15 protein-coding genes and 1 pseudogene are annotated in these 22,863 nt (G+C 60.9%); 11 read left to right on the forward strand and 5 right to left on the reverse strand.

Annotation, left to right across the window (positions count from 1 at the left end):
- Positions 1-73: 73 nt before the first annotated feature.
- The 3 genes from LVW35_RS02200 (at position 74) to LVW35_RS02210 (ending at position 3,689) form a co-directional block, all read left to right on the forward strand.
- Positions 74-2,050, forward strand: a complete 1,977-nt coding sequence (locus LVW35_RS02200) for a type VI secretion system Vgr family protein (RefSeq protein ID WP_233893500.1) — start codon at positions 74-76, stop codon at positions 2,048-2,050.
- 21 nt (positions 2,051-2,071) lie between these two features.
- Positions 2,072-2,755, forward strand: a complete 684-nt coding sequence (locus LVW35_RS02205) for a DUF4123 domain-containing protein (RefSeq protein WP_233893501.1) — start codon at positions 2,072-2,074, stop codon at positions 2,753-2,755.
- Between the two features lie 97 nt (positions 2,756-2,852).
- Positions 2,853-3,689, forward strand: coding sequence for a 23S rRNA (adenine(2030)-N(6))-methyltransferase RlmJ (locus LVW35_RS02210; protein ID WP_233893502.1), 837 nt, complete (start codon positions 2,853-2,855; stop codon positions 3,687-3,689).
- Positions 3,690-3,752: 63 nt separating this feature from the next.
- Here LVW35_RS02210 and msrA read toward each other — a convergent pair whose 3' ends face one another.
- The 4 genes from msrA to aceE all read right to left on the reverse strand — a co-directional run bounded on the left by msrA (position 3,753) and on the right by aceE (position 11,785).
- Positions 3,753-4,400, reverse strand: coding sequence for a peptide-methionine (S)-S-oxide reductase MsrA (gene msrA / locus LVW35_RS02215; RefSeq protein ID WP_233893503.1), 648 nt, complete (start codon positions 4,398-4,400; stop codon positions 3,753-3,755).
- 72 nt (positions 4,401-4,472) lie between these two features.
- Entirely contained in the window at positions 4,473-7,166 is a 2,694-nt protein-coding gene (locus LVW35_RS02220) for a putative bifunctional diguanylate cyclase/phosphodiesterase (RefSeq protein WP_233893504.1), read from the reverse strand.
- 306 nt (positions 7,167-7,472) lie between these two features.
- On the reverse strand, positions 7,473-9,128 hold the full coding sequence (aceF, locus tag LVW35_RS02225; RefSeq protein WP_233893505.1) for a dihydrolipoyllysine-residue acetyltransferase: 1,656 nt from the start codon (positions 9,126-9,128) through the stop codon (positions 7,473-7,475).
- An 11-nt stretch (positions 9,129-9,139) separates the two neighbouring features.
- Positions 9,140-11,785, reverse strand: a complete 2,646-nt coding sequence (aceE, locus tag LVW35_RS02230; RefSeq protein WP_233893506.1) for a pyruvate dehydrogenase (acetyl-transferring), homodimeric type — start codon at positions 11,783-11,785, stop codon at positions 9,140-9,142.
- 384 nt (positions 11,786-12,169) lie between these two features.
- Between aceE and glnE the strand changes: the two genes are divergently transcribed.
- From glnE to LVW35_RS02270, 8 genes are read left to right on the forward strand one after another with little or no spacing between them, the layout of a single operon-like run.
- Positions 12,170-15,109: a bifunctional [glutamate--ammonia ligase]-adenylyl-L-tyrosine phosphorylase/[glutamate--ammonia-ligase] adenylyltransferase gene (glnE, locus tag LVW35_RS02235; RefSeq protein WP_233893508.1), complete on the forward strand. Its 2,940-nt coding sequence runs from the start codon at positions 12,170-12,172 to the stop codon at positions 15,107-15,109.
- Positions 15,110-15,163: 54 nt separating this feature from the next.
- A complete protein-coding gene (waaF, locus tag LVW35_RS02240) occupies positions 15,164-16,198 on the forward strand; it encodes a lipopolysaccharide heptosyltransferase II (RefSeq protein WP_233893509.1) in 1,035 nt (344 codons plus the stop codon).
- Between the two features lies 1 nt (position 16,199).
- On the forward strand, positions 16,200-17,261 hold the full coding sequence (waaC, locus tag LVW35_RS02245) for a lipopolysaccharide heptosyltransferase I (protein ID WP_233893510.1): 1,062 nt from the start codon (positions 16,200-16,202) through the stop codon (positions 17,259-17,261).
- Positions 17,261-18,385 (forward strand): glycosyltransferase family 4 protein, encoded by a 1,125-nt coding sequence (locus LVW35_RS02250; protein ID WP_233893511.1) that lies wholly within the window; start codon positions 17,261-17,263, stop codon positions 18,383-18,385. Before waaC ends, LVW35_RS02250 begins: the two co-directional genes overlap by 1 nt.
- Positions 18,382-19,188, forward strand: coding sequence for a lipopolysaccharide core heptose(I) kinase RfaP (rfaP, locus tag LVW35_RS02255; RefSeq protein WP_233893512.1), 807 nt, complete (start codon positions 18,382-18,384; stop codon positions 19,186-19,188). The genes LVW35_RS02250 and rfaP overlap by 4 nt, the downstream gene beginning before the upstream one ends.
- A complete protein-coding gene (locus LVW35_RS02260; protein ID WP_233893513.1) occupies positions 19,188-19,922 on the forward strand; it encodes a lipopolysaccharide kinase InaA family protein in 735 nt (244 codons plus the stop codon). Before rfaP ends, LVW35_RS02260 begins: the two co-directional genes overlap by 1 nt.
- Positions 19,919-20,671: a lipopolysaccharide kinase InaA family protein gene (locus tag LVW35_RS02265; RefSeq protein WP_233893514.1), complete on the forward strand. Its 753-nt coding sequence runs from the start codon at positions 19,919-19,921 to the stop codon at positions 20,669-20,671. The genes LVW35_RS02260 and LVW35_RS02265 overlap by 4 nt, the downstream gene beginning before the upstream one ends.
- On the forward strand, positions 20,671-22,110 hold the full coding sequence (locus LVW35_RS02270; protein WP_233893515.1) for a lipopolysaccharide kinase InaA family protein: 1,440 nt from the start codon (positions 20,671-20,673) through the stop codon (positions 22,108-22,110). The genes LVW35_RS02265 and LVW35_RS02270 overlap by 1 nt, the downstream gene beginning before the upstream one ends.
- A gap of 43 nt (positions 22,111-22,153) precedes the next feature.
- On the opposite strand, the pseudogene LVW35_RS02275 reads toward LVW35_RS02270, so the two are convergent.
- Positions 22,154-22,831: pseudogene (locus tag LVW35_RS02275) on the reverse strand (hypothetical protein); the annotation flags it as partial.
- Positions 22,832-22,863 lie beyond the last annotated feature (32 nt).

A 22,863-nucleotide genomic window follows, 5' to 3' on the forward strand; every position in this document is an offset into this window, starting at 1 on the left:
TGTTTAGGGCGTGCTCAGCAAGGCAAAACAGTGATGCAGAATCGGCAGTCCACACCTTGCAGAGAAACACCGGATGTTCGCTCCTGCCAATCAAAATGCCTTTACCCTGACCCTTGATGGGGAACCCAGTGAACTCAAGGTGTTTGAGTTCGTGGGTATTGAATCCATCAGTCAGCCCTACCGATTTGACCTCGAGCTGGTCAGCGAACAGCCTGATCTGGACCTTGAGAGCTTGCTGCACCGCCAGGTGTACCTCGGTTTCGATGAGCAGGGGCGGGGTATTCATGGTTTTGTTTGCCGGGTCGCGCAAGGTGACTCCGGGCGGCGCCTGACGCGTTATCAGATGACGCTTATGCCGCAGCTTGCCTATTTGGCCCACAGCAGTCATCAACGTATTTTCCAGCACAAGACGGTGCCGCAGATAGTTGCGCAGGTGCTGGAAGGGCAGGGGATCCAGAGCGACCGTTTCGACTTTCGTCTCAGCGGCACCTACCCCGCGCGTGAGTACTGCGTGCAGTTTGGCGAAACTGACCTGGCTTTCATTCAGCGACTTTGTGCTGAGTTGGGTATTCACTATCACTTTCAGCATTCGGCTGGTGGTCATTTACTGGTGTTCGGCGACGACCAGGCCGTATTTGCCCAGGCAGATCGGTCCACGCCATACACCGCTGGTTCCGGGATGGTGGCGGACACCCCAGTGATCAAACGGTTTGGGGTGCAGGTGCAAGCTCGTACCACGGCAGTAAACCTCCGCGATTATGACTTTCGCAAACCAAGCCTGGCGCTGGAAAGCGCGGTGTCTGGCGAGCGGCTACCACGGCTTGAAACGCAGGTTTACCCCGGCCGCTTTACCGACCGAGCTCATGGCAAATATCTCGCACAGCGTGGCCTGGAGCGTCATCGCAGTGACTATCGCGTCGCCCGTGGCAGCAGTGATGAGCCTTCTTTAGCCAGCGGTCGGTTCTTCACGCTGGCCGGCCATCCACGCGAGGACTGGAATGACCTATGGCTGGTGACGCAAGTGACCCATGAGGGCAAGCAGCCGCAGGCGTTGGAGGAGTCCGTCACCGAGGTGGTGGGCGGTGATTTCCGTCAGGGCTATCGCAACGAATTTTCCGCCACGCCGTGGGATGTGATCTTCCGTCCGCCAATGCCTGAGCAGCCTCGTCCGATCGTTGCTGGCTATCAGAACGCGGTGGTGACCGGCCCCGTCGACAGCGAAATCCATTGTGACGAATACGGCCGGGTCAAGGTGCAACTGGCGTGGGATCGTGTCGGGGAACATAACGATCATTCCAGCTGCTGGCTGCGGGTCGCCAGCGCCTGGGCCCATGATCGTTATGGTTCGGTATTGATTCCTCGAGTCGGCATGGAAGTGCTGGTGGGCTTCGCCAATGGCGACATGGATATGCCGTTGATCATGGGCTGCCTCCCCAATGCTGCAACCCAGGTGCCTCTCGATCTGCCGGCAGACAAGACCCGCAGCATCTTCCGCAGCCAGAGCAGCCCCGGTGGTGGGGGCTACAACGAGCTGCGCATCGAGGACCGCAAGGGCGCCGAGGAAATCTACCTGCGCGCCCAGCGGGATTGGACGCAGCATGTGTTGCATGATCTTCGGGTAAAAGTGGGCGGTGAGTCGCATCAGGAACTGCAAGGCGAGGAGCAGCGCATCACCCACGGTAATCGTCTGACGGAGCTCAAGCAGGATGATCACCTGGTGATCGGCGGTTCGCAGCAAACGCATGCTGGACGGGCCATTCAGATGGGGGCGGGACAAACCATTGTCATCGACGCGGGCGCGACCGTCGCGATTCAGGCGGGTGGGCAGTCGATCACGCTGTCTGCGGGCGGGATTTTCAGCAGTGTGCCGATCCAGCTTGGCGGTGCGCCCGCTGCTAATGTGGCGCCGTTAAGGCCTGGCTTGAAGGAAACACTGCTGGCGGTGATTCCCGCTCCACTGAGCCGGGTGCAAGTGGCCAGCCTGAAGCGCAGTGCGCCGTTTTGCGAAGAGTGCGAGCGTTGCAAGAATGGCCAGTGCGGCCCCATCTGACTTTTAAAGGGATTTACGAAGATGCATCAACCTCTGCTTCCTGGTGAACAGATGTTTGCAGTGCTGGGCGCAGCCAGCGACGCCAAGCCCCTTGACGCTTGGCGGGCGCTCTCCGCCGGAGCCCCGCCGCAACCCGTTTGGGCCGGTACAGCCTATGCGGCATGGGATGAGGTAATGCCCTATGTGGGCATCGTCGAGCCGGGCAGCCAGTTCCTGGAGTGGGCCGCTTCCACGGACGCTACGGATTGGGGCTGGTTGGCCATATCTTCCCAGTCACTGGAAACCGTGATTGCACACCTGCAAGGCCTGACCAAGGTGTACCTGCCCGAAGGCCAGGAAGTGTTCTTGCGGTTCTGGGATGGTGCTCAATTCCTGCCAATCCTTCAGCGGTCGGGCGATGAGGTATTGCCGGTGTTCCAGCGGTACTTGATCAATGGCCAGTCGCTGACCGTAACCACTGGTCCGGTCGCTGCCGCCAAAGCTAGCCCATGGTGGCAAGTACCTGCGCCGTTGCTACAACATCTGGCCGAGCAGTCGCCGCAAACCCTGATCGATAACCTCCTGCAATGGCTCGAAGAGCAACGCCCCGACCTCTGCACCGCGTTCATGCCTACGACTTTGCGGTACAAGGTCGCCTACTTTGCGCGCGGCCACGATGTCAGCCATCAGGCTTTGGCGGACTACCTGGCTTCAGAGCTGAGTTGAAGCCAGCGCGCCTTTTCGACTCAAGCACCGCCCGGCACACCGCACTGCACCAACGCCCGCGTAAAAGGTAAACTTCGCCCCCTGCGCAGGAGCAACCATGAATTATCGTCACGCCTTTCACGCCGGCAATCACGCCGATGTCTTCAAACATCTGACCTTGACCCGCCTCATCGCCCTGATGTCGCGCAAGGAGCAGCCGTTCGCCTACCTCGACACCCACGCCGGCATCGGTCTGTACGACCTGCAAGGTGACCAGGCCAACCGCACGGGTGAATACCTGGAAGGCATTGCGCGCCTGTGGGGCGCGAGCGACCTGCCAGCGCTGACCGCCGATTACATGCGCGTACTGCATGAGATGAACCCGGATGGCGAGTTGCGCTACTACCCGGGTTCGCCGGAACTGGCGCGACGACTCACTCGCCCCCAGGACCGCGTGTTGCTCAATGAAAAGCACCCGGAAGACGGCGTGTTGCTCAAGGACAACATGAAGGGCGATCGTCGCGTCAAAGTGCATCTGGGCGAAGGCTGGCATGTGCCGCGTGCCCTGCTGCCGGTGCCAGAAAAGCGGGCGCTGATGCTGATCGACCCGCCGTTCGAAAAGCTCGACGAAATGCAGCGCTGTGCGGCATCTCTCAAAGAGGCGGTGGGCCGCATGCGCCAGACCGTCGCCGCCATTTGGTACCCGGTGAAAGACCAGCGCATGTTGCGCCGTTTCTACCAGGACCTGGCCGGCACCGGTGCGCCGAAGTTGCTGCGTGTGGAATTGCTGGTGCATCCGCTGGACACACCCAACACCCTGACCGGCTCGGGCCTGGCGATCGCCAACCCGCCGTGGGGCTTGGAGGAGGAGTTGCGCGAGCTGCTGCCATGGCTGTCCAGGCAGCTTGGCCAGACCCAGGGTGGCTGGCAGATGGATTGGCTCATAGCTGAGTAGCTATGAGTTTCAAGCTGCAAGTTGCAAGTAAAAGCAGAACCTCGGCACTTGCAGCTTTGATCTTCAGATCGGGCAGCTCACGCCCGTCCCGCCAATCCCGCAATAGCCCTGCGGATTCTTAGCCAGGTATTGCTGGTGATACGCCTCGGCAAAATACACCGTTGGCGCTTCTTCGATTTCCGTAGTAATCGCACCCAGGCCAGCCTTGGTCAGCTCACCCTGATAAGCCTCGGCGCTCGCCTGCGCTGCCGCCAATTGCTCTGGGGTAGTCGCGTAGATCACCGAGCGGTACTGGCTGCCGATGTCGTTACCCTGGCGCATGCCCTGGGTCGGGTTGTGCAGTTCCCAGAACATCTTCAGCAGGTCTTCGTATTTCACCTTGGCCTGGTCATACACCACCAGTACCACTTCACTGTGGCCGGTCAGGCCGGAGCAGACTTCTTCATAGGTCGGGTTCGGCGTGTAGCCACCGGCATAACCGACCACGGTGCTGACCACGCCATCGCGCTGCCAGAACTTGCGCTCGGCGCCCCAGAAGCAGCCCAGGCCGAAGATCGCAAAACCCACGTCATCGAGGAACGGGCCGAGCAGCGGGTTGCCGTTGACGAAGTGAGTCTCTGGCAGCGCCATCGGGGTTTCACGGCCAGGCAGAGCTTGTTCTTGAGTAGGCAGCACGTTTTTGTTCACCAGAATTTCCGAGCGCAAGACCATGATCAGTCCTCTCAGTCAGATTGAGTTGGGTAAGAATTCAGACAGCCAGTGTGCCCGAGTGTTACAGCGCTGTCAGGCGATTGGCCCGCGCGGGTAGCGTTTGAGCATCGCCAGCAGCTCTGCACCGGGGATCGGCCGGTCGAACAGGTAACCCTGGCCCACATCACAGCGGTGGCGGCGCAGGAACGCGAGCTGCTCGGCAGTCTCAATGCCTTCGGCCACCACCTTGAGCTTGAGGTTGTGGGCCATGGCGATCACTGCCGAGGTGATTTCCATGTCGTCCTGGTTATCCGGGATTTCGTGGATAAAGCTGCGATCGATCTTGATGATATCGATGGGGAATTTTTTCAAATAGCTCAGCGAAGAGTAACCAGTGCCGAAGTCGTCCATGGCCAGGGTCAGGCCAAAGCTTTTCAATTGATCAAGTTGCAGACGCGTGTCTTCGGTCGCTTCCAGCAGCAAGCCCTCCGTCAACTCAAGCTCCAGCAGGTTGGCCGGCAGCTGTTCTTCCTTGAGGATGGTGGCAATCGAGGCCACCAGGTCTGGGTCGGAAAACTGCTTGGGTGACAGGTTGATTGCCACCTGCAAATTGCCCATGCCGCTGGCGCTCAGTTGCTTGCTCATGCGGCAGGCCTGGCGGGCGATCCATTTACCGATGGGGATGATCAGGCCGGTTTCTTCCGCCACGCTGATGAATTGGTCGGGGCGAATCATGCCCTTTTCCGGATGATTCCAGCGCAGCAGTGCTTCCATGCCCAGCAGACGGCCGCTGCGCAGGCACAGCTTGGGCTGGTAAAACACGTCCAACTCGTTCTGGGTGAGGGCGCGGCGCAGATTGTTCTCCACGAACAGCTTGTAGCTGGCCTCGGCGTTCAGCGCTTCGGTAAACACTTGGACCTGATGCTTGCCGTTAGCCTTGGCTTTATGCAACGCGAGGCCGGCGTTGCGCATAAGGGTCTGCGGGTCTCGGCCATGCAGCGGCGCACAGGCCAGGCCCACGGAGCCGGTGACGCTGATCAGTTGGTTATCGACGAACATCGGCTTGTCGAGGGTCGCCAGCAACTGGCTGGCAACCTGCTGGCCGCTTTCCAGGTCGGTGTCATCGAGCAGCACCGCGAATTCGTTACTGGCAAACCGCGCCAGGCTGCCGCCGGTACTCAAGCTGTTGCGCAAACGCCGCGCCAGGCTGATCAGCAGTTTATCGCCGGTCTGGTGGCCAAGGCTGTCATTGATCCGTTTGAAGTTGTCGATGTCCACCAGCAGCAGGCTGATCGGGCTGTCGCTGTCGCGGGCGAAGCGTTCGTCGAGGTTGCGGATGAACGCCGGACGGTTGCCCAGGTTGGTCAGGTTGTCGGTGTACGCCAAACGCTCGATGCGCTGCTGGGCCAGCTTGGTCTGGGTGATGTCTTCGTAGATGCCGATGTAGTGGGTCAGCTCGCGGTTGTCGCCATACACTTTGGAAATCGACAGCTGGCCCCAGTAAGGTTCGAGGTTCTTGCGGCGGCTCTTGAATTCACCCTGCCAGCTGTTGCTTTTGGCCAGGCTCGACGGTGCGTCGAACAGCAACTCACTGAGGTTTTCCAGCGCCGGCAACTGGGCCAGGCGATGGCCGTGAACTTCTTCGGCGCTGTATTGGGTGATCGCGGTAAAGCTCGGGTTGACGTACTCGACCACCCCTTCGCAATTGACCAGCAAAAAGGCGTTGGCGCTTTGTTCCACGGCACGCTGGAACAGGTGCAGGGCGCTGGTGGCCGTGCGACGGTTATGGTTGTTGATGACCTGCGCAAACTGATCGGCCAGCTCGCCGGCAAAGGCAATTTCATCGGCCTGCCAGGCCCGGGTGCTGCCGCTTTGCTCCAGGCACAGCACGCCGACAACCTGGCCATCGACGCGAATGCTCGCGTCAAGCATGGCATGGATATCCTTGGCGCGCAGGTTGTCGGCCATTTCACGGGTGCGCGGATCGCGCATCGCGTTGGTGGCGTCAATCGCGCGGCTGCTGTGCAAGGCTTCCAGGTAGTCCGGAAAGAGGCTTGCATCGATGGATTCAGGCAGATGGTGCTGGCCGTCGGCGCGGTGGTAGGCCGAAATCGGCACCAGGCGCTGGCCTTCGAGGTTCCAGATGCTGGCGCAGTCGATCTGGTAGATGTCACAGGCACTGCGAGTGATCAGCTCGGCGGCTTCTTGCAGCGAATTGTTGGTGGTGTAGCGCTGGCGGGCCAGCAACAGGATCAACTCCTGCTGGGCCCGCACCCGCTCCAGATGCTGCAACTGTTCCTGCTGGGCGCGCTGGTTGAGCTCCAGGGCGATCTGCAGGCGGCTGTTCTGGTTCTCCAGGTCGGCCGTGGGCGCGGCAGTGGGGATTTCACTGAACAGGCCGTCGACCACCATCAGGTAGCCGCGCAGCAGGTGGCGATTGTGTTGTTTATAGGCTTCGCCCATTTCCAGCAGGCTCAGCGGCCCGTCGCTGGTGTGCAGGGTGTAGCGCACCAGGTAATGAGGACTCTGGGTCAGTTGCTGCTGGATAGTGTCGTGCAGCTGATAGCGCACCTGGGGCTCCATCAGGCTGGCGTAGGGCGTGCCGATCAAGGCACATAACTCGACCGCCGGAAGGCCGAATTGGCGTTCGCAATTGGGGTCGAGGTAAAGGAGGGCCCAGCTTGCCTCATTAAGCCGCTCGAAACGCAGCATGCCGAGGCGCGAAGGCACCGGTAACTGCGTCACTACCTCGGCCGCCATACGGGCGACATCGGGTTGGCTTTTCATGGGGGGAACTCACTTGAAATTACGCGCACGGCGCCGGGCTCACGCCCTCTTTTCTGTTGCCTGCGGCAAGGTTGCATCATGCGGCGCAGGCTGACAAGAGAGGATGAAGGCTAAGTGCTATAAGGGTGTTATCGGCCTCGAAAGGGATTTCTACAGTCGGGGTGATGGAAGGTGTACAAACCTGTTCGCATTTGTTCAATAAACGGGCAAAAAAAGCCCCGCCAAGTGGCGGGGTTGAGGTACGAGCGTGGCGCTCGAAAATCGGTGCAACCAGGCCTCCCGGGTGAACGGGAGGCCTGTCCGCGCTTACAGCAGGATGGTGCGGATGTCGTTCAGCAACTGGCTCAGACGCTGGGTGAAGCGAGCCGCAGCGGCGCCGTTGATCACGCGGTGATCGTAGGACAGCGACAGTGGCAGCATCAGCTTCGGCTGGAACGCTTTACCGTCCCAGACAGGCTGGATGGTCGCCTTGGACACGCCCAGGATCGCCACTTCCGGCGCGTTGACGATTGGCGTGAAGCCAGTGCCGCCAATGTGACCGAGGCTGGAGATGGTGAAGCAGGCGCCCTGCATGTCGTCCGGGGTGAGCTTCTTGTCGCGGGCCTTTGCAGCCAGTGCAGCGGCTTCGGCAGCGAGTTGCAGCAAGCTCTTCTGATCGACATTCTTGATGACCGGTACCAGCAGGCCATCCGGGGTGTCGACCGCGAAACCGATGTGCACGTACTTCTTACGGATGATCGCCTTGCCACTTGGCGCCAGCGAGGCGTTGAAGTCCGGCAGCTCCTTGAGCAGGTGCGCGCACGCCTTGAGCAGCAGCGGCAGCACGGTCAGTTTCACGCCGGCCTTTTCGGCCACGGCTTTCTGCGCAACGCGGAAAGCTTCCAGGTCGGTGATGTCAGCCTGGTCGAACTGGGTCACGTGCGGGATGTTCAACCAGCTCGCGTGCAGACCGGCCGCGCCGATTTGCATCAGGCGGGTCATCGGCACTTCTTCGATTTCGCCGAAGCGGCTGAAGTCCACGGTGCGGATCGGCGGAATACCCGAACCACCGGTAGCGCCGCCAGCAGCCGGAGCTTCCTTGGCTTTCTGCATCATGGCCTTGACGTAGACCTGCACATCTTCCTTCAGCACGCGACCGTGAGGACCGGTGGCCGATACAGCGTTCAGCTCAACGCCGAACTCACGGGCCAACTGACGCACGGCAGGACCGGCGTGAACCTTGGCACCGCTCGGTGCAGGAGCGGCCGGAGCGGCCTCGGTTTTAGCAGCAGGTGCAGGTGCAGGTGCAGGTGCAGGTGCAGCGGCAGCCGGTGCAGCTTCAGCCTTGGCAGCAGGAGCAGCCGCCGGGGCTGGCGCGGCTGCCGGTGCAGCACCTTGTACTTTCAGCTTGAGGATGAAGTCACCAGTGCCGACTTCGTCTTCCAGCTTGACTGCAATGCTTTCCACCACGCCGGCAGCCGGCGAAGGGATTTCCATGGAGGCCTTATCGGACTCCAGGGTGATCAGCGACTGGTCGGCTTCGACGGTGTCGCCCACCTTGACCAGCAGTTCGATGATCTTGGCCTTGCCCGATGAACCGATGTCCGGGACATGAATGTCCTGGACGCTGGCGGCGGCAGGTGCAGTAGCCGGGGCCGCAGGGGCCTCGGCAGCAGCGGCAGGCTTTTCAGCAGCAGGCGCGGGTGCAGCTGCAGCAGCAGGAGCCGCTGCAGGAGCCGCATCAGCGGCACCTTCGATTTCCAGCTCAAGCAGTTCGTCGCCCTCTTTCAGACGGTCGCCCAGCTTCACTTTCAGGCTCTTGACCACACCGGCCTTGGGAGCAGGAATTTCCATGCTCGCCTTGTCCGATTCCAGGGTCAGGATGCTCTGGTCGGCTTCGACGGTGTCGCCGACCTTCACAAACAGCTCGATTACTTCACCTTCACCGCTGCCGATGTCAGGTACGCGAATGAGTTCGCTCACAAAAAGTCTCCTCAGCAGTCCAGTGGGTTGCGTTTTTCCGGGTTGATCCCGAACTTGACGATAGCGTCTGCCACCACCTTAGGTTCGATTTCACCACGGTCAGCCAAGGCTTCCAGGGCTGCCAACACCACGAAGTGACGGTCGACTTCGAAGAAGTGACGCAGCTTCTTGCGGCTGTCACTGCGACCGAAACCGTCGGTGCCCAGGACTTTGAATTCCTTGGACGGGACCCACTGGCGAATTTGTTCAGCAAACAGTTTCATGTAGTCGGTCGAAGCGATCACCGGGCCTTTACGGCCGGTCAGGCACTCTTCAACGAAGGTGCGCTGTGGCTTCTGGCCAGGGTGCAGGCGGTTGTGACGCTCTACGGCCAGGCCATCGCGACGCAGTTCGTTGAAGCTGGTCACGCTCCACACGTCGGCGCCGACATTGAACTCGTCACGCAGGATCTTCGCCGCTTCACGCACTTCGCGCAGGATGGTGCCGGAGCCCATCAGCTGTACGTGGTGCGCCGCTTCCTTGGTGTCTTCTTCGAGCAGGTACATGCCCTTGATGATGCCTTCCTCGACACCGGCCGGCATGGCTGGCTGCTGGTAGGACTCGTTCATCACGGTGATGTAGTAGAAAACGTCCTGCTGCTCTTCGGTCATCTTCTTCATGCCGTCCTGGATGATCACCGCCAGCTCATAGCCGTAGGTTGGATCAAAGGTGCGGCAGTTCGGGATGGTGGCAGCCAGGATGTGGCTGTGACCGTCTTCGTGTTGCAGGCCTTCGCCGTTCAGCGTGGTACGACCGGCGGTGCCGCCGATCAGGAAGCCACGGGTACGGCTGTCGCCTGCTGCCCACGCCAGGTCGCCAATGCGCTGGAAGCCGAACATCGAGTAGAAGATGTAGAACGGCAGCATCGGCTGGTTGTGGCTGGAGTACGAAGTACCGGCAGCGATGAAGGAGCTCATGGCGCCCGCTTCGTTGATGCCTTCTTCGAGGATCTGGCCCTTCTTGTCTTCCTTGTAGAACATCACCTGGTCTTTATCGACTGGCTCGTAGAGCTGGCCAACGGAGGAGTAGATGCCCAACTGACGGAACATACCTTCCATACCGAAGGTACGGGCTTCGTCCGGGATGATCGGAACGATGCGCGGGCCGATTTCCTTGTCCTTGACCAGCTGCGCGAGGATGCGTACGAAGGCCATGGTGGTGGAAATTTCGCGGTCGCCCGAGCCGTCGAGGATAGCCTTGAGGGTGCTCAGGTCCGGAGTCGGCACGCTGAAGCTGTTGGCGCGACGCTGAGGCACGAAACCACCCAGTGCGGCGCGGCGCTCGGCCAGGTAACGGGCTTCGGCGCTGTTCGGCTCCGGCTTGAAGAACGGCAGGTTCTCCAGTTCTTCGTCCTTGACCGGGATGTCGAAGCGGTCGCGGAACAACTTCAGGCTGTCGACATCGACTTTCTTGGTGTTGTGCGCAGTGTTCTTCGCTTCGCCGGCACCGGTGCCATAACCCTTGATGGTCTTGGCCAGGATGACGGTCGGTTGTTCTTTGTGGTTGACCGCTTCGTGGTACGCCGCGTAGACCTTGTACGGGTCGTGGCCGCCACGGTTGAGTTTCCAGATCTCGTCATCGGACAGGTCGGCAACCATCGCCTTGAGTTCAGGCGTGTTGAAGAAGTGTTCACGCACGAACGCGCCATCTTTGGCTTTGTAGTTCTGGTACTCGCCGTCGATGACTTCGTCCATGCGACGTTGCAGGATACCGTCGACGTCCTTGGCCAGCAGTGGGTCCCAGAAACGGCCCCAGATGACTTTGGTCACGTTCCACTGAGCCCCGCGGAACACACCTTCGAGTTCCTGGATGATCTTGCCGTTGCCGCGAACCGGGCCGTCGAGGCGCTGCAGGTTGCAGTTGATGACGAAGATCAGGTTGTCGAGCTTCTCGCGGCCGGCCAGGGAGATGGCACCCAGGGATTCCGGCTCGTCACACTCGCCGTCGCCCAGGAAGCACCAGACTTTCTGCTTGCCTTCAGGGATGAAGCCACGGGCTTCCAGGTACTTCATGAAACGTGCCTGGTAGATCGCTTGAATTGGACCCAGACCCATGGAAACGGTCGGGAACTGCCAGAAATCAGGCATCAGCCATGGGTGCGGGTACGACGACAGGCCGTTACCGTCCACTTCCTGGCGGAAGTTGTTCATGTGTTCTTCGGAGATGCGGCCTTCCATGAACGCACGGGCGTAGACGCCTGGCGAGGTGTGACCCTGGAAGTAGATCAGGTCGCCGCCGTGTTCGTCGGTCGGGGCCTGGAAGAAGTAGTTGAAGCCGATATCATACAGGGTTGCGCTGGATGCGAAGCTGGAGATGTGACCGCCCAGGTCCGAATCTTTCAAGTTCGTGCGCATTACCATCGCCATGGCGTTCCAACGTACCAGCGAGCGAATGCGGCGTTCCATGAACAGGTCGCCAGGCATGCGTGCTTCGTGGGTAACGGGGATGGTGTTGCGGTATGGCGTAGTGATGGCGTAAGGCAGTTGCGAGCCGCTGCGGGTCGCGAGTTCGCCCATACGGGTCATCAGATAGTGAGCACGGTCTTCGCCTTCTTTGTCGAGAACCGATTCCAGGGCGTCCAGCCATTCCTGGGTTTCGACGGGATCGAGGTCTTGCATGGCTTGCTCCAGGGCGGAAAGGCTACCAGAATCGGTTGCCTGAAGTTTGCGACTGGCCTTGTGGGCAGACGACATAAATTCTTGGATGGCCGAAGGTTGCTTCGGCGTCCTGTAGTTTTACTACAAATCGTCGGCCATTTCAGCCTTTCGAATGTATATACGAGTAGTAAAACTACACAAGACTGAGCGTATGGCTCGGTCTGGCTGGTGAGCATAATCGTTATTGTTGATCTTTTGCGAACAAGAAAAGGTGAATGTTTGATGTTGGCTGCCAAAATGAAATTAATTTCAGCTATTTCTAACCTTTGTTCGACAGTCCGTCATAAGAGCGTGGTTCTTGCATTCACAGCTACACGCCCATTACGCGCCGAACAAGGATAGACCATGAGCCTTCCAACACTCGCCGAACTGCCGGCCATTCTCTTGTCAAAAGCCCAGCGGGCCGAGCAGTCATTTCGTGACGCAGTGGCCGCGCTGGACGACGATCATGGACTTTCTGCGTGGACGCCGCAACGGTGGGCTGACTTCGCCCGCGTGTGCGCGGCCAGTGATTTCGTCATTGAACAAAGTGTTCGTGACCCTTTGATGTTGCTCGAACTGGTGGCCTGGGGCGAACTGGACCGTGGTTTCGCGCCTGGCGAACTGTGCGGGCAAATTGCTGGTGCCGTGCAACAAGCCGAAACAGAAGATGAGTTGGGCCGCGTGCTGCGTCGCCAGCGTACGCGCCAGCAGGTGCGCATCATCTGGCGCGATCTGACCCGCCAGGCCGATTTGGTGCAAACCTGCCGTGACCTTTCCGACATGGCCGATGCCAGCATCGACCAGGCTTACCAGTGGCTGTACCAGCGCCACTGCGTGCAGTTCGGCACGCCCACCGGGCGGCGCAGTGGCGAATCGCAGCACATGGTGATCCTTGGCATGGGCAAGCTTGGTGCGGTGGAACTGAACCTGTCGTCGGATATCGACCTGATCTTCGCCTACCCCGAGGGTGGTGAAACGGTCGGCGTCAAACGGTCCCTGGATAACCAGGAGTTTTTCATTCGTCTTGGTCAAAAACTGATCAAGGCCCTCGACCCGATGACCGTCGACGGCTTCGTGTTCCGCGTCGACATGCGCCTGCGCCCCTATGGGTCGGCCGGTGCGCTGGTGCTCAGCTTCAATGCGCTGGAGCAGTACTACCAGGACCAAGGCCGCGATTGGGAACGCTACGCCATGATCAAGGCGCGCGTCGTTGCAGGCGATCAGGTGGCGGGTGCGCAATTGCTGGATATGCTGCGACCGTTTGTCTACCGCCGCTATCTCGATTTTTCCGCCATCGAAGCGCTGCGCACCATGAAGCAGTTGATCCAGCAGGAAGTGCGGCGCAAAGGCATGGCCGACAATATCAAGCTGGGCGCGGGCGGTATCCGCGAAGTGGAATTCATCGCCCAGGCCTTCCAGTTGATCCACGGCGGTCGTGACCTGAGCCTGCAACAGCGCCCGTTGCTCAAGGTGCTCGGCACCCTGGAGGGCCAGGGCTACCTGCCGCCGGCGGTAATTGCCGAATTGCGCAATGGCTACGAATTCCTGCGTTACACCGAACATGCGATTCAGGCGATTGCCGACCGGCAGACGCAAATGCTCCCCGACAGCCCGGAAGACCAGGCGCGCATTGCCTTTATGTTGGGCTTTGCCGACTGGGCCTCGTTCCACGAACGCCTGATGTATTGGCGCGGTCGTGTGGACTGGCATTTCCGCCAAGTGATCGCCGATCCCGACGAAGAAGAGGGCGAAGAAAGCGAGTTGGTGGTGGGCGGTGAGTGGTTGCCGCTGTGGGAAGAATCCCAAGATGAAGAAGCCGCCTGCCGTCAATTGGCCGAAGGTGGCTTTACCGACGCGACCAAGGCCCTCAAGGCGCTGGCCGGCCTGCGCAACAGCCCGCAACTGCGCGCCATGCAGCGTTTGGGGCGCGAGCGGTTGGATGCGTTCATCCCGCGTCTGCTTGCCCAGGCTGTCGAACACGCCAACCCGGACTTGGTGCTGGAGCGTGTGTTGCCGCTGGTCGAAGCCGTCGCGCGGCGTTCCGCCTATCTAGTGTTGCTCACGGAAAACCCCGACGCCCTGCGTCGCCTGTTGACCCTGTGCGCCGCCAGCCCGTGGATCGCCGAACAGATCACACGCTTTCCGCTGTTGCTCGACGAGTTGCTCAACGAAGGCCGCCTGTTCAAGCCGCCGTTGGCTCCCGAGTTGGCCGCCGAGTTGCGCGAGCGCCTGACGCGCATCCCGGAAGACGACCTTGAGCAACAGATGGAAGCCCTGCGCCACTTCAAACTGGCCCACCGCCTGCGCGTGGCCGCCTCGGAAATCGCTGGCAGCTTGCCGTTGATGAAGGTCAGCGACTACCTCACCTGGCTCGCCGAGGCGATTCTCGAACAGGTGCTGGCCCTGGCCTGGCGCCAGACCGTGGCGCGCCACGGTTCACCGCAACGGTTGGACGGCACGTTGTGCGATCCTGGGTTCATTATTGTCGGTTATGGGAAGGTCGGCGGGATCGAACTGGGGCATGGTTCGGACCTGGATCTGGTGTTTATCCACGATGGTGATCCGCAGGCAGAAACCGATGGTGCCAAACCGATCGACGGCGCGCAGTTCTTCACGCGTCTGGGCCAAAGGATCATTCACCTGCTGACCACCCAGACCAACTCCGGCCAGTTGTATGAAGTGGACATGCGCCTGCGGCCTTCTGGCGCGTCCGGTTTGCTGGTGAGTTCGCTGGGGGCGTTTGATCGCTACCAACAAAATGAAGCGTGGACCTGGGAACATCAGGCGCTGATCCGCGCGCGGGTGCTGGTCGGCAGCCAGGATGTGGGCCAGGCATTTGAGCAGGTACGGGCTAAAGTGTTGGGGCAGGAGCGGGACCTGGCGAAGCTGCGCCAGGAGGTCAGCGAGATGCGCGCCAAGATGCGTGACAACCTGGGCACCAAGAGCACGGCGGCCGGTACTGGCGCCAATGCCTTCGAGGCCACGGCGGCGTTTGACCTCAAGCAGGACGCCGGAGGTATCGTCGATATTGAATTTATGGTGCAATACGCGGCTTTGGCGTGGTCTGCGCAACACCCATCGCTGCTGCGCTATACCGACAATATCCGCATTCTGGAAGGCCTGGAGCAGGTGGGCTTGATGCCCTCCGCCGATGCCCACCTGCTGCGCGAGGTGTATAAGGCCTACCGTTCCGCCGCGCATCGTCAGGCTTTGCAAAACGAGGCCGGTACGGTGGCCGGGGATCAGTTCGCCGACGAACGGCGCCAGGTGATGCGCATCTGGCAGGAGCTGGGGTTGAGCTGAAACACTATTAGGGCGGGGAGGCATAAGCCTCCCCGCATCGTTTGTGGAAACTACATGAATATTCTGATCGTTGGGCCCAGTTGGGTCGGTGATATGGTGATGGCGCAGACACTGTTCCAGTGCCTGCGTATGCGCTACCCGGACTGCCAGATCGACGTGCTCGCCCCTGAGTGGAGCCGGCCGATCCTCGAACGCATGCCGCAAGTACGTCAGGCCTTGAGCTTCCCGCTCGGCCATGGCGCCCTGGAGCTGGCGACCCGGCGTCGCATCGGTAAGTCCCTTGCGGGCCAGTACGATCAAGCGATCTTGTTGCCCAACTCGCTCAAGTCGGCGCTGGTGCCGTATTTTGCCGGCATCCCTAAACGCACCGGCTGGCGTGGCGAGTTCCGCTACGTGCTGCTCAACGACGTGCGCACGCTGGATAAAGCCCGCTACCCGCTGATGATCGAGCGCTTCATGGCCTTGGCTTATGAGCCGGACGCCGAGTTGCCCACGCCGTATCCGCGCCCGAGTTTGCAGATCGACCCGGTGAGCCGCGACGCCGCCCTGGCCAAGTTTGGCCTGGAGCTTGACCGTCCAGTCCTGGCGCTGTGTCCCGGTGCCGAGTTTGGCGAGTCCAAGCGCTGGCCGTCGGAGCACTACGCCAAGGTCGCCGAAGCCAAGATCCGCGAAGGCTGGCAGGTGTGGCTGTTTGGTTCGAAGAAGGACCATCCGGTGGGCGAAGACATTCGCCAGCGCCTGATTCCTGGCCTTCGTGAAGAGGCGGTCAACCTCAGTGGCGACACGTCGCTCGCCGAAGCCATCGACCTGCTGTCCTGCGCAGACTCGGTGGTGTCTAACGACTCCGGCCTGATGCACGTCGCCGCCGCGCTTAACCGCCCGCTGGTGGCGGTGTACGGCTCCACATCGCCGGGCTTCACCCCGCCATTGGCCGACAAGGTCGAAGTGGTGCGCCTGGGCCTGGAGTGCAGCCCGTGTTTCGATCGCACCTGCCGTTTCGGTCACTACAACTGCATGCGCCAGTTGCTGCCGCAGCCGGTGAACGAAGCCTTGCAGCGGTTGCAGGGCTCTGCGGTCGAGGTCCGATAGTTTGCGCGTACTGGTAATCAAGACCTCATCCCTGGGCGACGTGATTCATGCCTTGCCGGCCCTGACCGACGCGGCGCGGGCGATCCCCGGCATTCGCTTTGATTGGGTGGTGGAAGAAGGCTTCGCCGAGATCCCTACCTGGCACCCGGCGGTGGACAACGTGATCCCGGTGGCGATCCGCCGCTGGCGCAAAAATATCTGGCAGACCTTCAAGAGTGGCGAATGGCGGCGCTTCAAGCAGCAAGTCCAGTCGACCAAATATGACCTGGTGATCGATGCCCAGGGCCTGCTGAAAAGCGCCTGGCTGACCCGCTACGTGCGCGCGCCCATTGCGGGGTTCGACAAGAATTCCGCGCGCGAGCCGATGGCCGCGCGTTTCTATTCCCGACGCCTCGCCGTGGCGCGTGGGCAACACGCGGTGGAGCGTCTGCGTCAGCTATTCGCCGTGGCCCTCGGTTATGACTTGCCCAAGGGCTTGGGCGACTACGGCCTGAGCACTGAAAAACTCCTGGGCCTGCCGCCGAAAAAACCGTTTGTACTGCTCCTGCACGGCACCACCTGGGACACCAAGCACTGGCCCGAAGCCTACTGGCGTGAGCTGGCCGAGCGCATGGGGCGCCTGGGCGTCGACGTGAAATTGCCCTGGGGCAACGCCGCCGAAAAAGCCCGCGCCGAACGCCTGGCCCAAGGTCTGCAAAACGCCGAAGTGCTGCCCAAGTTGAACCTGGCCGGCGTCGCCCGTGTACTGGCGGGTGCCCGCGCCTGCGTGGCGGTGGACACTGGCCTCGGCCACCTGGCCGCCGCGCTGGATGTGCCGACCATTTCCCTGTTCGGCCCGACCAATCCCGGCCTTACCGGTGCGTATGGCAAGGGTCAGATTCACCTGGCCAGCGACTTCCCCTGCGCGCCGTGCCTGCAAAAGCAATGTACCTATCAACCGACGGCCGACGACCTGCGTCGGTTCGACATCAAGCGCGAGTCGCCCCTGTGCTTCACGCGGCTGAACCCTGAACGTGTGGCAAGTCGACTGAGCACGTTGTTACTGGCTGAGGAGCTGCACTGATGCAACTGGCTTTTGTTTTGTACAAATATTTTCCCTTCGGTGGCCTGCAGCGCGACTTCATGCGCATCGCCCTGGAGTGCCAGCAGCGCGGCCACCAGATCCGTGTCTACACGTTGATCTGGGAAGGCGATATACCGCCCGGTTTCGAAGTGCTGGTGGCGCCGGTAAAGGCGTTCTTCAACCATCGGCGCAACGAAAAACTCTACGCCTGGATGGAAGCCGACCTGGCCAAGCGCCCGGTGGACCGTTTGATCGGTTTCAACAAAATGCCCGGCCTTGATGTGTACTATGCCGCCGACGGCTGCTTTGAAGACAAGGCGCAGAACCTGCGCCACTCGCTGTACCGCTATTTTGGCCGCTACAAGCATTTTGCCGACTACGAACGTTCAGTGTTTGCCAAGGACGCCAAGACCGAAGTCCTGATGATTTCCGAAGTGCAGCAGCCGCTGTTTATCAAGCACTACGACACGCCTCTGGAACGCTTCCACCTGCTGCCGCCGGGCATTGCCCAGGACCGCCGCGCGCCGCCGAACGCCGCCGAGATCCGTGAAGGGTTCCGCCAGGAGTTCAACCTGGGCGGCGATGACTTGCTGCTGGTTCAGATCGGCTCGGGCTTCAAGACCAAGGGCGTCGACCGCAGCCTCAAGGCCGTGGCTGCGCTGCCATCTGAGCTGAAAAAACGCACGCGTCTGTTTGTAATCGGCCAGGACGACCCCAAGGTATTCCAACTGCAAAGCGCGACGCTGGGGCTGGGGGACAATGTGCAGTTCCTCAAGGGCCGCAGCGATATCCCGCGCTTCCTGCTGGGCGCCGACTTATTGATTCACCCGGCGTACAACGAAAACACCGGCACCGTATTGCTTGAAGCCTTGGTGGCCGGGCTGCCGGTACTGGTCTCGGCCGTGTGTGGGTATGCCCACTACATCGCCGAAGCCGACAGCGGCCTGGTGCTGGATGAGCCGTTCGAGCAGAGCCAGCTCGACGACTATCTGACCCAAATGCTCACCGACACTGCACAGCGCGCGGCTTGGAGCCGCAATGGGTTGGCCTTCGCGGAGACGGCCGACCTCTACAGCATGCCGCAGCACGCGGCGGATGTGATTCTGGCGGAGCCAAGACGATGAAGTTGATTCTTGCCGAACCGTTCAAGACGCTATGGGCCGGGCTCGATGCCTTCGCCGAAGTCGAGAAACTGCAAGGCCAGGTATTCCGTGAACTGGCGGCGCGCCGCACCCTGCGTACCGTGGTGCAGGGCCGTCCGTATTTCGTCAAGATCCACCGTGGCATCGGCTGGGGCGAGATCTTCAAGAACCTGATCACCGCCAAGCTGCCGGTACTGGGCGCCGGCCTTGAGTGGTTGGCGATCCATCGGCTGCAGGAACTCGGCGTGCCGACCATGACCGGCGTGGCCTTCGGCGAGAAGGGCAGCAACCCGGCGGACCAGCATTCGTTCATCATCACCGAAGAGCTGGCGCCGACCCTCAGCCTCGAAGACGTCACGATCAACTGGGTGGACGAGCCGCCGACGCCTGCGTTGCGTCACGCGCTCACCCATGAGCTGGCGCGCATGGTCGGCGATATGCATCGTGGCGGCGTAAACCATCGCGACTGCTACCTGTGCCACTTCTTGCTGGACACGTCCAAGCCAATCGATGCGCGTGACATCAAGCTGTCGGTGATCGACCTTCATCGGGCCCAGCTGCGTGCGCACTTGCCGGTGCGCTGGCGCGACAAGGACCTTTCCGCGCTGTACTACTCGGCGCTGGAAATCGGCTTGACCCGTCACGACAAGTTGCGCTTCCTCAAGGGCTATTTCCGCCAGCCGCTGCGCCAGATCCTGGCCGAGCAGTCGGCGTCGTTGAACCTGATGCAGCGCAAGGCCGACAAGCTTTACGCACGCAAGCAGCGCCTCGGGGATGCAATCTGATGGCGGGTTGGATCCTGGAACCTGCTTACGCCAACCTGGCGGATGATTTTGGAAGCCTTGAAGCAGTGTTCGCCCTGCAAGGAGAACGACTGACCCGTGACCCTCTGTCGGAAGTGATCCGCGTGGAACGGGGCGGGGTCAATTACTACGTCAAGCGCTACACCGGCGCCGGCAAAGGGCTGCGGCGTTACCTGGGCAAGCCCCGGGTTAAGTCCGAGTGGCAGAACCTCAAGCGCTTCGCCAAGTGGGGCATCCCCACCGCCGATGTGGTGGCCTGGGGCCTGGAGCGCAAGGGCTTGGCCTACGACCGTGGCGCGATGATCACCCGCGAGCTGCCGAGGACCGAAGACCTTTCGGTACTGGCCGAGCGCAACGATGCACGCCTGCGCGACCCCAAGTGGGTCGGCGCGGTGAGCCGCCAGCTCGCCGAGTACACGCGCACCATGCACGATCACCGCTTTACCCATAACGATTTGAAATGGCGCAACCTGCTGATCGATGACCAGGCGACCCTGTACCTGATCGATTGCCCCAACGGCGATTTCTGGCGTGGTTTCTGGCTCAAGTATCGAATCACCAAAGACCTGGCCTGCCTGGACAAGGTGGCCAAGTATCACCTGTCTGCCACCCAGCGCCTGCGCTTCTACCTGCAGTACCGCGAACGCCGGCACCTGAGTGCATCGGACAAAGAGCGTATTCGCCATGTGGTGAAGTTTTTCGAGGGACGCGAATGAGTGACTTCCTGGCGGCCGAGGACCGTGCGCTGTTGGAGCGTAACGGCCTGGCGACATTTGATGCCCTGTGGGCCAAGCAACTGGACGCGGTGGACGAGCCCAACACCAGCAAGGGCGGCTGGAGCAGCGTGTTCCGCCTGGAGCTCGACGGCCACGGTTACTACCTCAAGCGCCAGAGCAACTACCTGACGCGCAGCCTGCACCGCCCGTTTGGCGAGCCGAGTTTTTCTCGCGAGTTTCGTAATATCAGTCGTTACCAAAAGCTCGGTATCCCGGCGTTGCAGGCTGCCTTCTATGGCGAGCGCAAAATGGCCGGCGAGCACCGTGCCATGCTGCTGACCCGCGCCCTGGATGGCTGGAATGACCTGGACTCGTTGCTGGAGCATTGGCCTTCGCTCAGTGATGCCCAGCACCGCGCGATCCTGTTGGCCTGCGGCCAGCTTGCACGTCAGTTGCACAGTGTCGGCCAGGTGCATGGCTGTTTTTACCCCAAGCATATTTTTATGCAGGCCACCGGCGACGGCTATGCCGCGCAGTTGATCGACCTGGAGAAAACCCGCCCGCTGCTGTTCGGCTGGCGTGATCGGGTCAAGGACCTGGAACCACTGTTGCGCCGCGCGCCGCAGTGGTCGGACGAGCAAGTGCGCCAACTGTTGGCGGCCTACCTTGATCAGCCGCAGGACAGTGCGCTGGTCGCCACCTGGCTCCAGAAATTGACCGCCCGTCGTAGCCACAAGGAAAACCGTTGATGCGCTTGTCGGAGCTGAAAACCGCCGGTCGTACCCCCGGCCTGCCCTTGACCATTGAGTTGGCCGATGCGGCGGGCCCGGGCCAATTGCAACTGCTGAGCCTGTTGCGCGTGCTGCCGGGTGAACGCTATGTGGGGGCTGCCGTATGGCGCGGGCGTCCGGTGTTGGCCAAGTTGTTGGTGGGCAGCAAGGCGGCGCGGCATTTTCAGCGTGAACTCAGCGGCGTGCGCCTGCTCGCGGAACACGGCTTGACCACGCCATTGTTGCTGGCCGATGGCTTGCAGGAAGGCGAGGGCGGGTGGTTGCTGTTCGAGTTTATCGAGGGTGCCGTAAGCCTGGCCGAGGCCTGGCAGGCCGTCGAAGGTTTGCCGCCGTTGGCCGACGAACAAACCGCCGTGCTCGCTGAGGCGCTGGGTGCGATTGCCCAGATGCACACCAAAGGGCTGTGGCAGGAAGACCTGCACCTGGACAACCTGCTGCGCCAGGACGGCAAGCTGTACCTGATCGATGGTGCCGGAATTCGCGTCGAAGAGGCCGGTAAGCCGTTGTCGCGCAACCGCGTGCTGGAAAATCTCGGGGTGTTTTTCGCCCAGTTGCCGAAAAACCTCGAACCGTTCACTGAAGAACTGTTGGTGTATTACCTGTTGACCAACGGCGAGCACGCCTTGCCATTGGAAGCCCTGGAAAAACAGGTGCGCAAAGTCAGCGCCTGGCGTCTCAAGGATTTTTTGAACAAGGTCGGCCGCGAATGCACGCTGTTCAGCGTGGTGCGTGGCGCTTTTGCCTTGCGCGCAATTCGTCGCGAAGAAGAGCCGGCGATGCTGCCGGTACTGGAGCAAGCCGATGTGCTGCTGGATCAGGGCCATATGTACAAGACCGGTGGCGCCGCCAGCGTGGCCAAGGTCGAGGTCGCCGGCCGGCAGTTGGTGATCAAGCGCTATAACATCAAGGGCGTTGCCCATTGGCTCAAGCGCTTCTGGCGCCCGAGCCGAGCCTGGCATTCCTGGCGCGAGGGCAACCGCCTGGCGTTCCTCGGCATCGCCACGCCCAAGCCGCTGGCGGTATTGGAGAAGCGGTTTTTCTGGTTGCGTGGCCGGGCTTATCTGGTCACCGAATACTTGCCAGGGCCGGACATCATCGAACGCTTTGCGCCGTACATTGAAAATGGCGATGCGCCGGAAAACGAGCTGCGGGCGCTGGACCACCTGTTTGCTGAACTGATCCGCGAGCGCATCAGCCATGGTGATTTCAAGGGGCATAACCTGTTTTGGGACAAGGACCGCTGGTCGTTGATCGACCTTGATGCCATGTGCCAACACACCTCCGACGCCAGCTTTGCCTCAGCGTATGCCAAGGATCGTGCGCGGTTTATGCGTAACTGGTCGTCGGAGAGTGCGTTGTACAAACTCATCGATCAGCGCTTGCCAGCTCAGTTCTGAACGCGATCAAAATGTGGGCTTGCCCGCGAATAGGGTGTGTCAGTTAGTATATTTGTCGCTGACCTAACGCATTCGCAGGCAAGCCCACATGAGCCTTATGGTGGTTTAAAAATTGGTACTCGGCACCAGCACCCGCGTACCACGAGCGGCCAGGCGCCGCTTCGTAATAACGGTTGTTGCCATCGCTACATGCCTTCGATGGCGGTGCTGACCCAGTCCCTTGGCTTCCAATTCAGTTCGGCGAACAGCTTGGTCTGCGGCACGCCGGGCAGGTAGTTGCCTCTTGTCTACAGCGGTGTTGCCGCCGCTGACGAGGTCGCTGACATAGCCGTGTAGTTCAGGCGTGAGGCGTACATCACGCTCATCGATGGCGTGTTTTTCTGATAGGTCTGGTTGCCGCTGGCGTCGCCGTTGCTGAGGAATTGGTCGTCAACGTCCAGCTCCATGGTGCTATGCCGAACGCCCGCTTGCAGGGTCCAGCGGTCGAGTACTGAGTCACACCCCGCCGCCCCGTATACGCATTCACCTGCAACGTCGCATCGCCGATGTAGCGTTCGTAATTCATCCCCAATTGTTGATGATCAAGGCTTTTTCGCGTGTTGTACGTCAGCGCGTTGGCACTCACCGAGCGCGGGTCAGCCTTATACGCCGCCCAGGTCTGGCCCAGCGGGTCCTGCGTGCCGTTCTGCTCCAGGCTGCTATAGATCAGCGCGAGTTTAGTGACTCAAGCGATTTTTATCATTTAAGAATCGT

It is taken from the genome of Pseudomonas sp. HN11 (assembly GCF_021390155.1).
In the GTDB taxonomy this organism is placed as follows: domain Bacteria; phylum Pseudomonadota; class Gammaproteobacteria; order Pseudomonadales; family Pseudomonadaceae; genus Aquipseudomonas.

Coding starts and splice junctions, on each gene's coding strand:
- LVW35_RS02200 (WP_233893500.1), top strand. CDS start 74: ATGTTCGCTCCTGCCAATCAAAATGCCTTTACCCTGACCCTTGATGGG.
- LVW35_RS02205 (WP_233893501.1), top strand. CDS start 2,072: ATGCATCAACCTCTGCTTCCTGGTGAACAGATGTTTGCAGTGCTGGGC.
- LVW35_RS02210 (WP_233893502.1), top strand. CDS start 2,853: ATGAATTATCGTCACGCCTTTCACGCCGGCAATCACGCCGATGTCTTC.
- msrA (WP_233893503.1), bottom strand. CDS start 4,400: ATGGTCTTGCGCTCGGAAATTCTGGTGAACAAAAACGTGCTGCCTACT.
- LVW35_RS02220 (WP_233893504.1), bottom strand. CDS start 7,166: ATGAAAAGCCAACCCGATGTCGCCCGTATGGCGGCCGAGGTAGTGACG.
- aceE (WP_233893506.1), bottom strand. CDS start 11,785: ATGCAAGACCTCGATCCCGTCGAAACCCAGGAATGGCTGGACGCCCTG.
- glnE (WP_233893508.1), top strand. CDS start 12,170: ATGAGCCTTCCAACACTCGCCGAACTGCCGGCCATTCTCTTGTCAAAA.
- waaF (WP_233893509.1), top strand. CDS start 15,164: ATGAATATTCTGATCGTTGGGCCCAGTTGGGTCGGTGATATGGTGATG.
- LVW35_RS02250 (WP_233893511.1), top strand. CDS start 17,261: ATGCAACTGGCTTTTGTTTTGTACAAATATTTTCCCTTCGGTGGCCTG.
- rfaP (WP_233893512.1), top strand. CDS start 18,382: ATGAAGTTGATTCTTGCCGAACCGTTCAAGACGCTATGGGCCGGGCTC.
- LVW35_RS02260 (WP_233893513.1), top strand. CDS start 19,188: ATGGCGGGTTGGATCCTGGAACCTGCTTACGCCAACCTGGCGGATGAT.
- LVW35_RS02265 (WP_233893514.1), top strand. CDS start 19,919: ATGAGTGACTTCCTGGCGGCCGAGGACCGTGCGCTGTTGGAGCGTAAC.
- LVW35_RS02270 (WP_233893515.1), top strand. CDS start 20,671: ATGCGCTTGTCGGAGCTGAAAACCGCCGGTCGTACCCCCGGCCTGCCC.